Annotated in this window: 15 protein-coding genes; 10 read left to right on the top strand and 5 right to left on the bottom strand. The window is 72.6% G+C overall.

Annotated elements, in window-relative coordinates; all coding sequences use genetic code 11:
• Window positions 1-62 precede the first annotated feature (62 nt).
• The 3 genes from ACIO5E_RS35115 (at window position 63) to ACIO5E_RS35125 (ending at window position 1711) form a co-directional block, all read left to right on the top strand.
• Window positions 63-236: a hypothetical protein gene (locus tag ACIO5E_RS35115; RefSeq protein ID WP_400675875.1), complete on the top strand. Its 174-nt coding sequence runs from the start codon at window positions 63-65 to the stop codon at window positions 234-236.
• A 325-nt stretch (window positions 237-561) separates the two neighbouring features.
• Window positions 562-1119: a hypothetical protein gene (locus tag ACIO5E_RS35120; RefSeq protein ID WP_400675877.1), complete on the top strand. Its 558-nt coding sequence runs from the start codon at window positions 562-564 to the stop codon at window positions 1117-1119.
• 25 nt (window positions 1120-1144) lie between these two features.
• Window positions 1145-1711 carry a hypothetical protein gene (locus ACIO5E_RS35125; protein ID WP_400675879.1) on the top strand — a complete coding sequence of 189 codons (567 nt, stop codon included), beginning with the start codon at window positions 1145-1147 and terminating at the stop codon, window positions 1709-1711.
• On the opposite strand, the gene ACIO5E_RS35130 is transcribed toward ACIO5E_RS35125, so the two are convergent.
• The gene (locus ACIO5E_RS35130; protein ID WP_400675880.1) at window positions 1675-2106 is read right to left on the bottom strand and encodes a transposase; all 432 of its coding nucleotides are present in this window, start codon (window positions 2104-2106) and stop codon (window positions 1675-1677) included. The genes ACIO5E_RS35125 and ACIO5E_RS35130 overlap by 37 nt on opposite strands.
• Window positions 2107-2370: 264 nt before the next feature.
• Window positions 2371-3501, bottom strand: a complete 1131-nt coding sequence (locus ACIO5E_RS35135) for an FAD-dependent oxidoreductase (RefSeq protein WP_400675881.1) — start codon at window positions 3499-3501, stop codon at window positions 2371-2373.
• Window positions 3502-3634: 133 nt separating this feature from the next.
• On the opposite strand from ACIO5E_RS35135, the gene ACIO5E_RS35140 reads away from it, so the two are divergent.
• Both ACIO5E_RS35140 and ACIO5E_RS35145 read left to right on the top strand, forming a co-directional pair.
• Complete coding sequence (locus tag ACIO5E_RS35140) at window positions 3635-4333, top strand: TetR/AcrR family transcriptional regulator (RefSeq protein ID WP_400675883.1); 699 nt, start codon at window positions 3635-3637, stop codon at window positions 4331-4333.
• A gap of 54 nt (window positions 4334-4387) precedes the next feature.
• The gene (locus ACIO5E_RS35145) at window positions 4388-5908 is read left to right on the top strand and encodes an FAD-dependent oxidoreductase (protein ID WP_400675885.1); all 1521 of its coding nucleotides are present in this window, start codon (window positions 4388-4390) and stop codon (window positions 5906-5908) included.
• Window positions 5909-6056: 148 nt separating this feature from the next.
• Here the strand turns inward: ACIO5E_RS35145 and ACIO5E_RS35150 are convergent, their stop codons facing one another.
• Entirely contained in the window at window positions 6057-6350 is a 294-nt protein-coding gene (locus tag ACIO5E_RS35150; RefSeq protein ID WP_400675886.1) for a VOC family protein, read from the bottom strand.
• Window positions 6351-6807: 457 nt separating this feature from the next.
• Between ACIO5E_RS35150 and ACIO5E_RS35155 the strand changes: the two genes are divergently transcribed.
• From ACIO5E_RS35155 to ACIO5E_RS35175, 5 genes are all read left to right on the top strand, one after another.
• Window positions 6808-8862 carry a transglycosylase domain-containing protein gene (locus ACIO5E_RS35155; RefSeq protein WP_400675888.1) on the top strand — a complete coding sequence of 685 codons (2055 nt, stop codon included), beginning with the start codon at window positions 6808-6810 and terminating at the stop codon, window positions 8860-8862.
• Between the two features lie 279 nt (window positions 8863-9141).
• On the top strand, window positions 9142-10083 hold the full coding sequence (locus ACIO5E_RS35160) for a TIGR01777 family oxidoreductase (protein ID WP_400675890.1): 942 nt from the start codon (window positions 9142-9144) through the stop codon (window positions 10081-10083).
• A 40-nt stretch (window positions 10084-10123) separates the two neighbouring features.
• A complete protein-coding gene (locus tag ACIO5E_RS35165) occupies window positions 10124-10426 on the top strand; it encodes a hypothetical protein (protein WP_400675892.1) in 303 nt (100 codons plus the stop codon).
• A gap of 257 nt (window positions 10427-10683) precedes the next feature.
• Window positions 10684-11691, top strand: coding sequence for a hypothetical protein (locus ACIO5E_RS35170; RefSeq protein WP_400675894.1), 1008 nt, complete (start codon window positions 10684-10686; stop codon window positions 11689-11691).
• A gap of 188 nt (window positions 11692-11879) precedes the next feature.
• Window positions 11880-12731, top strand: coding sequence for a hypothetical protein (locus ACIO5E_RS35175; protein WP_400675896.1), 852 nt, complete (start codon window positions 11880-11882; stop codon window positions 12729-12731).
• Here ACIO5E_RS35175 and ACIO5E_RS35180 read toward each other — a convergent pair.
• Entirely contained in the window at window positions 12721-13179 is a 459-nt protein-coding gene (locus ACIO5E_RS35180; protein WP_400675898.1) for an SRPBCC family protein, read from the bottom strand. The two genes, ACIO5E_RS35175 and ACIO5E_RS35180, sit on opposite strands and share 11 nt — an antisense overlap.
• An 8-nt stretch (window positions 13180-13187) precedes the next feature.
• Window positions 13188-15548, bottom strand: a complete 2361-nt coding sequence (locus tag ACIO5E_RS35185; protein ID WP_400675900.1) for a condensation domain-containing protein — start codon at window positions 15546-15548, stop codon at window positions 13188-13190.
• Between the last annotated feature and the right edge of the window lie 7 nt (window positions 15549-15555).

A 15555-nucleotide genomic window follows, 5' to 3' on the forward strand; every position in this document is an offset into this window, starting at 1 on the left:
CCACGGCGGGTGGCAGCCCGCGCTGCTGGCATCCGTACCGGCCGAGGAAGGTATTCCCGTTCATGGTCGGCTTCCTACTCGTGCTCATCGCGGCCATCGTCCTTGGCATCATCGGTGCCGTCGTCCATGGGCTGGTGTTTCTGCTCGCCGTCGGTGTTCTTCTCCTCATCGCCGACGTGGTGTTCCTCGCCGTGCGCTCGGCCCGGCGACGCTCAGGCCGACGCTCGCTCCGCTGACGGAGGCAAGTAGTCCTCCAGCCGTGATCGCCGATCGCCTCACCGCAGGACGGACAGCGCAGGAAGGAGATGACGTCGAGGGCCGACCGGATCCCTGCACGGGACGGCACCGGCAGCCTGCGCGACGGCCTGTCGGCGTCCCCTTTTCGAGGCAGCCGCCGCGACGGCCGAAGGCGTTTGCCCTCAGTAGGGGCCGGTCTTCGGCGACGGCACCAGGTGGCGAGTGTTTGGCCTGGTTTGTCCGTGTTTTGGCTCGGAGGCCAGGGGCAAGCGCACTTCGGGGGGTTCAGTAGACGGGGTTCGTGGGCTACAAGCGGAGGACCCAATGACAACAGGAACCCTTGCCGTGATCATCGGTGCCGTCGTGGTCCTGCTGATCGTGTGCGCGCTGGTGGCGCGGTTGGTCGTACGCCGCCGCCATCTGCGGGACCGCTTCGGGCCGGAGTACGACCGGACTGCGGAGGCCAAGGACGGCCGTCTGGCGGCCGACCGTGAGCTGCACGAGCGGGAGGCACGCCACGACGCGCTGGACATCAAGCCGCTGTCGCCGGCCGCCCGGCAGCGGTACGCCCAGGACTGGGGCCGGGTGCAGGAACGGTTCGTCGACCGGCCCGACGACGCGGTCCACGAGGCGGACCGGCTCGTGACCACGCTCATGACCGAACGCGGGTACCCGACCGAGGGGTACGAGCAGCGACTCAAGGACCTCTCCGTCGAACACGGGAACGTGCTGACGCACTTCCGGTCCGCCCACGAGGTCAACGATCGCAGCAGCCGCCATCAGGCGACCACGGAGGAGCTACGGGGTGCGATGGTGCACTACCGCACGCTGTTCGAGGAGCTGCTCCACAACGGCGACCGGCCACGGGACAGCCGGGCATGAGCCGGTACCAGCGAGTTGAGCCGACGTGTCGATCCTGCCGACGGCCGCGGGTCGGCCGGAGGCCGAAACGGAAGTGAAAGAGATGCACAGCCAAGAGACGCCCGAACCGGGCGAGGGCGGTCTGTCCACGCAGGACCTGGCCGGCGCCCGCCAGGAGACCGGCGAACAGGCCCAGGACCCCTCGGCGGATTCGCCACCGACGTTCCCCGGGGAAGCCACCACCACCGAGCGAGAGCGCAGCGAGCAGGAGTCCGTGGGCGAAGACCGGGAGAAAGGTGACGCCCAGACATCCGAGCCCGCCGAAGATCCGGAAGCGGCCGAGGAGAGCGAACCCCTGCTGGGGGCGGAGCAGGAGGAGTTCCGCTCCCGGTGGCAGAAGATCCAGAGCGAGTTCGTCGACGACCCGCGCAACGCCGTACACGCGGCCGACACCCTGGTCGCCGAAGCGATGCAGGCACTTGCCACCACCTTCGCCGCACACAAGCAGGAGCTCGAAGGCCAGTGGCACCGCGGCGACGAGGTACCGACCGAGGAACTGCGCATAGCGCTCCGGCGCTACCGCTCGTTCTTCAACCGCCTGCTCAGTACCTGAGCAGCGCAGCAAAAGACCCACGCCCCGCCGGCGAGGGGGAGCGAGGTTGGCCAGGCTCTTCTTCCCCCGTCGGCCGAGACGTGGGCCAGCGCCCGGGAGCGTGCGGCGCCCAGGAGGTCGAAGAAGGCGTGGACGGTCTTCTTCGAGCGGCCCTCGGCCACGTGGAGCAGTCGGCCGCTGTCGTGGTCGACCACCACGGTCAGGTACCTCTGGCCCTTGGCGAAGGAGACCTCGTCGATGCCGATCCGGGTGACACCGGCGAGGCGGTCGTCGTCCTGCCGGTCCCGCTCGGCCTCGACCGGGGCCAGGATGGACCCGACGGTGTGCCAGTTGATCCGGGTGGAGCTGACGCTGGAGGAGCTGGCCCGTGCGGTGGGCGCCGCTGATCCCGGCACCCACTGCGACCGGGCCGCGGACTGACCGGCCGCTACCGCCGGTTCACCGTCGGCTGGCCGGGAGGGCTGCGGTCGGCGGGGCAGACCGGCCCGGAGGCAGACCGAGCGGACGAGGGGACAGCGCACTGCGCGCGGTCGCGGCCCGGACGCGCTCGGCACCGAAGCCGTCCTCGGCCTGCAGGGCGAGCTCGCGGGCGTTGATGACGTGGCGGATCGCCTGGAGGTCGATCCGGTACAGGTCGGGCGAAGGTCTGCGTGGCCTGTTCAGCGGCCCTGCTGATGGTCGGGCATCAGGGCGAGGAGGCTGTCGGGGATGGTGTCGCCGAAGGTCTCTTCGAGATGCTTGGCCGTTTCGTCGTCGGCCTGGCTCATGCGGGTGAACAGCTCCTGCTCGTAGGCGTCGAGGCCGGCTTCGAGGTGACCTGGGCGGGCGGCGAGGGCCTTGCCGAGTTCCGCGCCGTCGTACATGGCCCAGTTGGCGCCTTCGCCGTTGGGGGCCAGCAGGTGGGCGGCGTCGCCGATGAGGGTCACCCCGGGCGTGCGCTCCCATTGGTGCCCCTCGGGCAGGGCGTAGTGCGGGCGCAGGACGGGCGGGGTGTCGGTGTCGCGGATCAGAGCGGTGAGTTCGGGGGCCCAGCCCTCGAACTCGGCGGCGACGCATGCTGTGGCTGCGGCCGGGTCGGAGAAGTCGATCCGGTCGAACCATGTGAGCGGGCGGGTGAGCGAGATATAGGCGTGCAGGGTGTCGCCGCGTTCGCGGTGGGCGGTGATGGCCCGGTCCCCTGCGGGGGCGAACATCGAGCCGCTGCCGACCGCCCCTGCGGCGGCCGGGTGTCGGCTGTCGGCGTCGAACAGGTACGTCTCGACGAACGACGTCCCGGCGTACGCGGGTATCGCCTGTGACACCAGCGGGCGTATCCGCGACCACGCGCCGTCCGCACCGACGAGCACCCTGGTGATCACGCTGCTGCCGTCAGTGAAGGTCACCTCGTGCCGGCCACCACCCAGAGCGCGGGCCCCAGTGGCCTTGCACCCCCAGCGGACCGTGCCTGCGGGCAGCGCGTCGAGCAGCATCCGGCGCAGGTCCGCACGCAGCGCCTCCGGCCGGCCGCCGGTTCCGTCGTCGGCCTTCTCGAACAGGACGGTGCCGTCCTGTCCCAGTGCGCGCATCGCCTGGCGGCCCTCCAGGACGATGTCGCGGAAGGCGTCCAGCAGACCGGCCGCCTCCAGGGCGCGCTGGCCGTTGTAGTCGTGGATGTCGAGCATGCCGCCCTGTGTACGGGCCGCGGGTGAGGCTTCCGCCTCGTAGACCACGGCGGGGATGCCGTGCAGGTGCAGGACGCGGGCCAGCGTGAGTCCGCCGAGCCCGGCGCCGATGATCGTGACGGGGTGCATCGAGCCTCCGTGATGAGCGGGAGCGGCGTGGCCCGCCGACCCGATTGGTGCACTGTCCTAAAGTGGAACGATACTCCAAGATGGTCCAGGGCTCTAAGTTGGCGTGCCGCTCCAAATGTGTCATATTCGGGACATGCCAACACGAGCACGCCGCACTCGGCGGCGTAACCAGGTGCTCTCCCGGGAGCAGATCATCGCCACCGCGATCGACCTTCTCGATACCGGCGGCGAGGGGACTCTGACCGTCCGGGCGATGACCGATCGCCTGGCCACCGGGTCAGGGGCGATCTACTACCACGTCGGCAACCGGGACGAGCTGCTGGACGCGTCGACGGAAACCGTCATCACCGCCGCCCTGGCCACCCGGCCCGCCGGTGCCGCGGCGGCCCCCGCGGACGAGATCCGCGCCGTCGCCCTGGCCTTGTTCGACGCCATCGCCGAACACCACTGGCTCGCCACGCGGCTGACCCTCCAGATCATCCGCAACCCTGCCGGCCCGGTGACGGTGGGGATCTTCGAGAGGCTCGGCCAGCAGGTGGGCGCCCTGGGCGTCCCGCAGGCCCGCTGGTTCGACGCAACCTCGACGCTCGTCCACTACATCCTCGGCGCGGTCAGCCAGAACGCCCGCGTCGAAGGGGACACCTCGGGCATCGACCCCGAGGCGGACCGCGAGGAGTTCTTCGAGGCGATGTCGCAGGCGTGGCAGGACCTTGATGCCGAGTCCTACCCGTTCATGCACGCCATCGTCGGCCAGATGAGGGAGCACGACGACCGCGAGCAGTTCCTCACCGGCATCGCCGTCGTCCTCGACGGCCTCACCTACCTGCGCTGACCGGCCGCACCCGGCCGGGTCCGCCATTGATCATTCCTTGAAGGGAAATCTCCCATGCGCGACGTAGTGATCGTGGGCGGCGGCCCGGTCGGCCTGTTACTGGCCGGCGAACTGGCCCTGTCCGGTTGCTCGGTCCTGGTCCTCGAGCGCGACCAGGAACCCACCTCGCCGCTGAAGGCGCTCCCGCTCGGGATGCGCGGCCTCAACGCCGGCTCGGCCGAGACGTTCCACCGCCGCGGCCTGCTGGACGCGATGCTGGACGCCTCCGGCGCCGACGCCAAGGAGGTCGGCGCAGACCCCGACGCTGTCGAGGCACCCACTCCCCGCGACGTCTCCCACTTCGCGGGCATGGGCCTGGACGCGGGCGGCATCGACGCAGACGCTCTCCCGTTCAGGCTGCCCAGCCCGGCGATGGGAGGCTTCATGACGAGCCTGGAAGCCGTCTCCACGGTGCTGGCCCAGCGGGCCGCCACGCTCGGCGTCGAGATCATCCGGGGCGTCCGGGTCACCGCCGTGTCCCAGGACGACGACGGCGTCACCGCCACCACCGGCGGGCAGGAGTACCGGGGGCGCTGGCTAGTGGGCTGCGACGGCGGGCGCAGCACGGTGCGCGAACTCGTCGGCTTCGACTTCGTGGGCACCGACCCGCTGTTCACCGGCTACGTCGCCAAGGTCACCTTCGCCGACCCCGAACAGCTGCCCCTCGGCTTCAACCTGACGCCGACCGGCATGTATCTGCGTACGCCCTTCGAGGGGTACCTGGGCATGAACGACTTCGACGGCGGCACTTTCGACCGCTCTCAGCCGCTGACCCGCGAGCACCTCCAAGCAGTCCTGCGCCGCATCTCCGGCACCGATGTGACGCTGACCGGCGTCGAGCTGGCCTCCAGCTTCACCGACCGTGCGATGCAGGTGACCAGCTACAGGAAGGGCCGCGCCCTACTCGCCGGTGACGCCGCGCACATCCACTCACCGCTTGGCGGCCAGGGCCTCAACCTCGGCATCGGTGACGCCGTCAACCTCGGCTGGAAGCTCGCCGCGACCGTGCACGGCACGGCGCCCGAGGGCCTGCTCGACACTTACGCCGACGAGCGCCACCCCGTCGGCGCCGCCATCCTCGACTGGTCTCGCGCCCAGGTCGCCACCATGAAGCCGGGCTCCAACGCCCCCGCCCTACGCAAGCTCATCCTCGACCTGATGAGCACCCCCGACGGTGTCACCCACGTGTACCGACAAACCTCGGGACTGTTCAACCGCTACGACCTGGGCAGCGAACAGCCGCTCGTCGGCCGCAGCGCCCCCGACTTCCGCTTCACCGACGGCACCCGCCTCGGCGAACTACTGCGCCAGGGACAGGGCGTGCTCCTCGACTTCAGCCACGACCGCGCGCTCCAGACCGCGGCCAAGGGCTGGCAGGGCCGGATTCACTACGCGGCCGGACCGGTACACGACGACCTCGGACTCACCGCCCTGTTCATCCGCCCGGATGGCATCGTGGCGTGGGCGGACGATCACGCCGACTCCAACGCGTTCCAGCAGGCCGCGACCCGCTGGCTCGGCCACCCGCACAACTAGCGCTGTGACCGCATACGTTCGCCGGGTTGGTTGATCACGCGGTGAGGAGGGGGTCGGGTCTGTCCAGCGCATGCCCTTCTCGCTGCGGATGTGAACGCGTTCCCTACGTTGGGCGGCCAGGACGTCGGGGGCGTGCGGTGGTGTTGGGTCAGCGCAAGGAGGAGGGCAGCGCCGGCATCACCACGGTGGCACCGGCTGCAATCCCTTCCTCGACGGCAGCGGCCAGATCTGCGACCGCCAGAGTGGCACCCACTCCGGCGACCCTCTGCACTGCCTCGTCCGGACCGCAGAACAGAAGGAAGGGCCCAGCACTCGCCAGGCGCAAACTGCCGAAGTCGAAGCGGCCGGCCGCCTGGCCGGTCAGCCGCTCGTAGAAAGGGATGGCCGCTTCCAGGTCGTCGACGCGCGGTCGTGCGATCACCGAGTCGATCGTCATCGGCATGCTGGAGCACCTCGTCCGTCAGGGTCAGGGTCTGTGTTCAACACCGGCGCGCCTATCGCACTCATCGTTCGAGCCCGGTGTGGCCGGCGCCGGACGGTGCCAGCCACACCGAGTCCACGAACGGTCAGCCATCGCCACGGTTCTGCCAGGTGGCGCGCTGGCGCAGTGAGATCCGGTTGCCGTCCGGATCAGGCGGCCCCCGTCGCGGTGGGCGAGCAGGGTCACGGACTCCTTCGACAACCGCTTCCACTACGGACTCTCACGACTGCTGCCCCCGGTCCGCAGTTCCCGCGCCGCCTGCGCCATGTCCAGGGCGTCGTGGAAGCGACCCCGGTCGGCGGATCCAGGCTTCGAGATCATCTCGAGGTGGGTTTGACAGCTTCTCACGCGGCTGTGACACGGCGGGGACGAATTCCCAAGGAGTTCCTCATGACGTGCACGTAGGGTCGCGCACGTCATGGCGGAGAAGCGGGAGGCGACGGGTATGCGGAAACTGGGGCACGGGACGCGGCTGATCGGGGTGAGCGTGATCGCCGGGATCGTGGCGGCGGGAATAGCCCTGCCCGCGGTGGCCGCCGCCGGGCTCGGCGCCCAGTCGGCGGCCGACGACTTCCAGAGCCTGCCCGACGACTTCAAGACGCCGCCGCTGTCGCAGGCCTCGACGATCCTCGACGCGCAGGGCGGCACGATCGCCACGGTGTACGACCGCGACCGGACCGTGGTCCCGGCGGACCAGATCTCCCCGCTGATGAAGACCGCACTCGTGGACGTCGAGGACAACCGCTTCTACGAACACGGCGCGATCGACCTCAAGGGCGTGCTGCGCGCCCTGGACAAGAACGCCACCTCGGGCGGCACCGCGCAGGGCGCGTCCACCCTGACGCAGCAGTACGTGAAGAACGTCTTCGTCGACGAGGCGGGCGACGACCCGAAGAAGGTGGCGGAGGCGCAGCGGCAGACGGTCGGCCGCAAGATCCAGGAGCTGAAGTACGCGATCAAGGTCGAGGAGACCCTGAGCAAGGACCAGATCCTCACCAACTACCTGAACATCACCTTCTTCGGCGAGAAGGCCTACGGCATCGAGTCGGCCGCGCGGCGCTACTTCGGCGTGCACGCCAAGGACCTCACCCTGCCGCAGGCCGCGATGCTGGCCGGCCTGGTGCAGTCGCCCACCGGCTACGACCCGACGGTCAACCCGACCGCGGCGAAGGACCGGCGCGACACCGTGCTGCGCAAGATGGCCGAGTACGGGCACATCACCAAGGAGCAGGCCCAGCAGGCCATCGCGACCCCGCTGGGACTGAACGTCCAGGCGCCGCAGCAGGGCTGCATCCTGGCCAAGCAGGGGGAGGGCTTCTTCTGCGACTACGTGCGCCAGGTGGTGCTCACCGATCCGGCCTTCGGCAAGTCCGCGGCCGAACGGCAGGCGGTGTGGAAGCGCGGCGGCCTGCAGATCCACACCACGCTCGACCCCAAGACCCAGGCGTCGCTCTACGCCTCCGTCACCGGCCACGTGAACGCCGGCGACCAGGCCGCGACCGCGATGAGCATCGTCGAGCCGGGCACCGGCAGGATCCTCGCGATGGGTCAGAGCCGCCCGTACGGCGTCGACGACAAGCAGCATCAGACCCAGATCAACTACAACGTCGGCAAGGCCATGGGCGGCGGGCTCGGCTTCCCGACCGGCTCGACGTTCAAGCCGATCGTCGCCGCGGCGGCCCTGGAGAGCGGGATCTCGCCGGGCCAGAGCTACACCACCGACTACGGCATCCCGTGGCCGGCGATGACGGACTGCTCGGGCGGCCGGTTCCCCTCCTCCGGGCAGGTGCACAACGACAGCCAGAGCCTCACCGGCCAGTTCGACATGAAGACGGCCATGGCACAGTCGGTCAACACCTACTTCGCGAAGCTGGAGGCCGACGCCGGGCTGTGCCACGTCGCCCAGATGACCAACAAGCTCGGCATCACCGAGCAGGCGGGCGGCGAGAAGCTCCAGGTCGTCCCGTCGATGACGCTCGGCAGCAACGACCTGACCCCGCTGGAGATGGCGGGCGTCTACGCGGCCTTCGCCGCCCACGGCACCTATTGCGCGCCGACCGCCGTCGCCTCGGTGACCGGCCCCGACGGCAGGCAACTGGCGGTGCCGCAGGCGAACTGCTCCGCCGTGATGTCACCCACCACCGCCGACACCGTCACCGCGATGCTCAAGGGCGTCGTCGAGGACGGCACCGGCCAGACCGCCGGCCTCACCAGCCGCGACAGCGCCGGCAAGACCGGTACCACCGACGCGAGCCGCCAGGTCTGGTTCGTCGGCTACACCCCCGAGATGGCCGGCGCCACCGTCGTCAGTGACACCGACAACCCCAAGCCCCTGGACGGCCAGCGCATCGGCGGCACGGTCGTGGGCCAGGCCTTCGGCGGCACCCTGGCCGGCCCGATCTGGCGCGACGCCATGGACGGCGCCCTCGCCGGCACCCCGGCCGGCACCTTCACCCCGGTACAACTCCCCTGACGGGACGGTTCGCTCGGCCCACCGGGCCCGGGGCCACGCCGCTGGAATCCGGTGTGGCCCCGGCGCCGCAGCGCCGTCATCGGCAAGCGAAGGTGGACGCACCGCACCGCGCCGCACCGCCAGGCTGGGCGTGATCCCGCCCGGCCCGAGATCCACTGCCGGAGCCCGCCTTCACCCCGGTTTCAGTGCGGTGTCACGCCCACCCCCAGCCCTACTTTGAACGCGTTCAACTCTGTGCGCTACGCTCGGAGCCGGACATGAGGACATAGGGGGGAACTCATGAGGATCGTCATACCCGGCGGGTCCGGGGCCCTTGGCACGCTGCTCGACCGCATCCTGACCGCCGCCGGCCACCAGGTCGTCGTCCTCACCCGTCGGCCCCGGCGCCCGCGCGAGATCGGCTGGGACGGCCGGACCCTCGGCCGCTGGGCGGCGGAGCTGGACGGCGCCGACGCGGTCGTCAACCTCGCCGGGCGCAGCGTCAACTGCCGCTACACCGACGAGAACCGGCGTGCCATGTGGGACTCCCGGATCGACTCCACCCGGATCCTCGGCGAGGCCGTCGCCACCGCCCGGCGCCCGCCCGCCGTCTGGCTGCAGATGAGCACCGCCACCGTCTACGCCCACCGCCACGACGCACCCAACGACGAGCGCGACGGCCTGCTCGGCGGCGGCGAGCCCGACGCCCCGGCCTCCTGGCGCTACAGCGTCGACCTCGCCCGCGCCTGGGAGGAGGCCCAGGCGCAGGCCGACACCCCGGACACCCGCAAGGTCGCGCTGCGCACCGCGATCGTGCTCGGCCCCGAACGCGGTGGTGCCTTCGACGCCCTGTCCTGGCTGGCCCGGCTCGGCGTCGGCGGCCCGATCGCGGGCGGCGGGCAGTACGTGTCCTGGATCCACGCCCGCGACTTCGTCCGCGCCGTCGAGTTCCTGATCGCCCACGACGGCCTGACCGGCCCGGTCAACCTCGCGGCCCCGGACCCGCTGCCCCAGCGAGACTTCATGCGCGCCCTGCGCGCCGCCTGGGGCATGCCGCTCGCCCTGCCCGCGACCCGCTGGATGGCCGAAGTCGGCGCCTTCACCCTCCGCTCCGAGACCGAACTGCTCCTCAAGAGCCGCCGCGTCACCCCGACCCGCCTGCTCGACGCGGGTTTCACCTTCGACCACCCCCACTGGCCGCAGGCCGCCCGCACCCTGGTCCGCAGCATGCGGGGGCGGTGAGTGCCGGTCTTCACACCCCGAGCATCGTGAATCGTAGAAGATGCGAGCCGCCCTCACCATGAACGACCTCGACATCAGCAGCGAGGAAGTGCGCATCACCCTCGGCCCCCACGGACCGGTCCCGGTTCCAGAACCCTTTGGACACGTGCTCCGCGAGCACGCCACGAACCGGGGCCCACGCAATATCACGGCCGACCAGAGCAGCCCGTGGATCTTCACCGGCAACCGTCCAGGGCAGCACATCCACCCGACCTACCTGATGAACCAGCTGGCCGGCAACGGCATCCACCTGCTCGGCACCCGGCTCGCCGCAATGCGCGCGGGTCGGCGCACCGCACCGTAATCCTGCGGCCGGGCTGACACGCACGATCCGGCCTCCCCCGCGCGGGGGAGGCCGATGATCCGTGGGACGGATGTGATCAGCGCGGGTGACGCGGAGTCTTGGAGCGTCGGCAATCCGGAGATACGGGGGTCACAGTGGCTGTTCCTGCGAACTTGGAGGTAGGTGGCGTTCCTAAGCCGCCGACCGTAAGCCCGGGGCGGGTGTTGTGGTGGCGGCGGTGGCCTGTGTGGGCGCCCATGGTCGCTGCGGTGTGGGGCGTGTTGTACGCCGCTGTCGAGGTCACCTGGGCGGTGACGGGCACCACCGTGCAATGGAAGGAGCACTCCGCGTACGCGCCGGGGGTCCAGCTCTTCCTGGCGGCCCTCGCGCTCCTGGCCGGCGGTGCCTGCCTGGCCAGCACCCGAACTCTCGCCGAGCTCGGCCGGGTTGCGGTGACGACGGCGCTGATCGTGGCGCTCCCGGTGTTCGTCGTGGGAATGGCCGGGCTGCCGATCTATTTCGTGACGATTGCGACGCTCTCGGGGGTCGAGAGCGCCACCGGGCTGGCCCAGGTGCTGCTGAACACGGCCGGTGCCGCCGTCCTGCTCCTTGTCGGTTTGTCGTACCGCCGACGGCTGCGCGGAGACTGCCCGCGATGCGGGCGGCCGCACGCCGGCGCAGCCGACGGCCCGTTTGCCCACCCGGCCGCCTCCCGAGCCCCGAGGCGGACCCGCGTCGCGGTGTACCTGCTCATGGGCGGACTTCTGCCGTGGGCGGGAGCCAAGACCATCTGGACGCTGGGCGGCAACGCGCTCGGCGTCGCGGGTGATGACTGGCAGAGGACGACGAGCGTCGGCGCGTCGGGGCCGTCGAAGGCGGCCGCGGCGGCGGGGATCGACGTGACCGTGCTGGCCGCGATGGTCGGGGTCTTCCTGCTGCTGGGGTTGCTGTACGCGTGGGGGCAGGTGTTCCCCCGCTGGACGCTGTTCCTGTCCGGACGACGGGTCCCGCGCCTGCTGCCGTTGATCCCGGCCTGGCTGACCGGCATCCCGCTGACGATGTACGGGGCCGTCCTCACCGTCATGGCCCCGCTCATGGCCGTCGGCGTGCTGCCCAGGAGCAAGCCGTCCCCGCCGTTCACCACCAGCTCGGGGATCACCTGGATGGTCGAGTTCGGCGGCCTGGCGTTCGCCGGTCTGGGCATCGGCCTCGTTGTGGCCGCCCGCTCCTATGCCGCCCGCACCCGCCCCGTCTGTGCCAGCGCCACGGACAGGACTCCTGTTTGAGCGGCAGTTCCCGTGATCGATACGGCAACAGCTTCTCGGACTACCCAAACTAGGGGCTCGGACACAGCCTTTGAGGACCCCGAGGGCCACCGGCGGGTGTCACAGGGCCGTCACAGGTGCTGGCCGGTGCTTGCCCGGGCGGCGGGCGGGTGGGGATCGTGGGAGCGCGCACCGGAAGGGGGAGCGGGATGACCACGGTACGGCTGGCGTTCATGCGGCGGCGGGGGGACGCCGTCGGCCTCGGCTGCGTGCTGGCCCTGGTGACCGTGATCGCACTCGGCGAGACCGGCGCCGTCGGCACCGGGGGGTGCCTGCTGGTCGCCGCCGCGATCGTCGCGGCTGCGGCCCTCGGCGGACCGCGCAGCTGTTGGCTCCAGGCGGACGACACCGGCCTCACCCTGGTACGGCTGTTGGTCCGGCGCGGCTACGGCTGGCCGGAGATCCGGGGCCTGGCCATGGAGTTCGACGAGGAGGCCGAGACCGGTGCGCACCGGCTCACCCTGCGGCTACGCCTGGCCGAGCCGCGCGGGCGGCACTGGGGGCCGTTCCTGGGCCGACTCCCGGTCACCGGGGACGCCCGGCCGCGCGGCACCGAACCCCGTGCCCTCGCCGAGCTGTTCGCCCTGTTCGGGCGGCGGGGCCTGCCCGTCGACCGGCCCGAGTTCGCCGACGCCGTCCTCGCCGCCCACGGCCTGCCACCGCTCCCGGACCAGCCCGCCCCGCGGGTGCCGGCCGGCCCCGTCCCCGCGCCCGGGCAGGCCTACGCCGACGCCCCGGGCATCGAGGACGAGCGCCGGCACCTCGACGCGCAGCGCCGGATCGCCACGGCCCCGCCCCGGCTGCGCCGCGAGTTCCTGCTGCGCCGGGCCGCGATGTGCGACCGGGTCGCGCTCCGGGGCGGCGACGCCGATCCGGAGCAGGTGGCCGGGGCCGTCCTGACGGCCCACCAGCTCGCGGAGCACGACCGGGTCACGGCCGACGACGACCCGCGCGGGTACGTCCGCCAGCAGTACCGGGCCTGGTGCGGCGTCACGGCGTAGGCGGTCCCGGGCCCAGGAGGCGGTCCAGCACCCGGCCGAAGACCAGCCGTCCGGCGCGGGCCACGACCGGGTCGAAGAACCCCGGCAGGCCCGCGATCCGGATCTCCTCCGTCCAGCTCACCTCGGTCCCGACGGCCGCGCCGTCCGGGGCGCGCACCCGGAGTTCGGCCCAGCCGAGGACCGGCCGGCCCCGCTTCTCCAGGCGGCACAGCCCGTCGCGCCCGGCCGCCGGGGCGGTCAGCTCGACGAGCTCCATCGGGTCGTCGAACCGGAACGGCCCGATGGCGGTCCGGGCCAGGATGACGTCCCCCGCCCGCCGGCCGGTGCCCCGGGCCACCGAGACCCGGGTGAACGGCACCCGCTCGCCGTGCCGGGGCCAGGCGGTCAGCCGCTCCCAGCAGACGGCCGGGAGCAGCGGCGAACGGCGGGTCAGGACGAAGCGGGCCATGCCTCAGCTTAGGGCGGGTCCGCCAGCAGGGGGGCCAGGGCGAAGAGGTCGGAGGGCCCGGCCTGCTCGGGGAGCAGCACGACCACGGGCGGGCGGGCCGGCGGGCCGAGCCGGGCGACCTCGTAGGCGGTGACGCCGCTGCCGGGTGCGGCGACCAGCGCGACCGGGGCCAGGGACTCCAGCAGCGGGGCGAGCACCGGGCGGTAGGCGCCCGGCGACGGCGGGCCGGAGGCCGGGCGGAGCACGCCGAGGGCCTGCGGGCCGGGCCAGCCGCGCGCGGTGCCGGGGTAGCGGGTGTGCGGGGCGTCGGGCGGGGGCAGCAGCAGGACCCAGCCCGCGCCCGGGCGGGCGGCCCGGCGCAGTACCTCCAGCCGGACGGCCGGGCCCCGCTCCGCCGGGTCCGGGCCCGTCGGGTGGTCGGCGGGCCCGCCGGGGCGGGGCGCCGGGTGCCCGGCCAGGGTGGAGCGCAGCACCTCGGAGGTGCTGAGGCCGTTCGGCAGGTCGGGGAAGGTGCGCAGCAGGCGGGCGCTCTGGCTGAGGAGCTCGACGGCGTCCTGGTCGGCCAGCAGGGCGCGGTCGTGGGTGGTGGTGAGGACCAGCCCGCCGGTGGCGTCGTAGTGGGCCGCCAGCGTGATCGGGTACGAGGTGAAGGTGCCGGCCGGGACGGGGTTCCCCACGTGGATGCCGTGCGCGGCCAGGTCGGTCTCCAGCCGCAGGTGGTGCGGCGCGGTCGGCTGGTGCTCCAGGACGACCAGGCTGTGCGGGCGCTGCCCGCGCGGGGTGGCGCTCCAGCGGTGCGTCTGCCCGGGGGAGACCCACTCGTACGCGGCGAGGTCGAGCACCTCGTCGCGCAGCGCCGCGAGCAGCTGGGGCACCGTCGTGCTCGGGTGCACCCGGACGGAGATCGGCAGCGGGTTGCGCAGCGCCCCGGGCAGTCGGTCGATGCCGTCCAACGGTATGCCCCGGCCGGAGACCGTGACCGCGAAGCCGACCCGCACCGCCCGGGCCGGCCGGCGCTGCTCGGGCGCCTGCGCGGCGCGGTACAGCAGCAGCGCCCAGGCGGCCTGCAGCGCGCTGCTCTCGCCCGCCCCCCAGGCTGCCGCCCAGCCGCGCAGCCGGACCGCCTCGTACGGGGTGAGCCGGCGCCGGGCGCGTCCGCTGCCGCGCCGGGCGGGGTCGGGGGCGAGTGGCAGGACGGCGCGGGCGGCGGTCCGGGTGGCCCAGAACTCCCGTGCGGCGTCGCTGTCCTGGGCGGCGAGCCAGCGGGCGTGGTCGCGGACGTCGGGGCGGCGCTCGCCACCGGGCAGAACGCCGCCGGTCAGGTAGGCGCGGTAGAAGGCCTGCAGGAGCAGGCGCACGCTCCAGCCGTCCAGCATCGCGTGGTGGTAGGTGAGCAGCACCCGGGTGGCGGGCCCGTCGTCCTCGTCCTGGGGGCCGGAGTCGAGCAGGGTGGCGCGTAGCAGGGCGGGTCGGCGCAGGTCGAAGCCGCGCAGCCGGTCGGCCTCCAGCAGGTCGTCCCAGCCGACCGCGCCGTGCGGGTGGCGGGTCACCTCGGGGACGGCCCGTTCGTGCAGCACCATCCAGGGGTCGCCGCCGTCGCCGCCGTCGCCGCCGTCGCCGGCGGTGTCGTCCCAGTCGAAGGCGGCGCGCAGCACCGTCTCGTGGTCGAACACCGACTGCCAGGCGGCGGTGAACCGCTCGGTGTCCAGCGGCCCGTGCCAGTTCCAGGACAGCTGCTCGACGTGCCGCCCGCCGTGGTCGGCGCGCCCGAGCACCTGGCGCAGCATCTCCCGTTGCAGCGCGCTGGTGGGCACCGTCACGGGCTCCGGCGGGTGTGCCAGTGCCTCCCGCAGCCGCTCCAGCAGCTCGGCGGCGCGCGCGGTGGGACCGGCGGCGAGCCCGACGAACAGGCGTCGGAGGCCGTCCCGGCGGTCCTCGACCAGGACGGCCCGCAGCCGCGCTCCGGCGGTCAGGGCGCGTCCGAGTTCGGCCAGCACCCGGTCGAGCCCGTCGGGGCCGTCCACCGCCCGCTCCCAGAGCGGCTCCGACCCGCCCGGTGTCCCGCCCGGTGTCCCGCCTGGCATCCCGGCGTCGGTCTCGTCGGGCGGCAGGACGGCGCGCAGCGCGGCGCGCAGCACCTCGGCCTCGTACCCGCCGTGGAGTTCGACCAGCAGGAACTCCGGGAGCCGGCCGCCCCCGCGCGGCGGCGACGGCCGCGGCCGGCGGGTCGCGGTGCGGGCCAGCGCGGCGCTGACCGCCCCGGCGTCGAGCCGTCTCGGCGGGCGGGCGGCGGGTAGGCAGGGCTCGGGCGACGTGGCGCCGGCCACCAGCAGGGTGACGGGTGCGCTGGAGAAGTGACGGTTCGTCATCGCTGAT

Origin of the sequence: Kitasatospora sp. NPDC087314 (assembly GCF_044744365.1) — a bacterium.
GTDB lineage: Bacteria > Actinomycetota > Actinomycetes > Streptomycetales > Streptomycetaceae > Kitasatospora.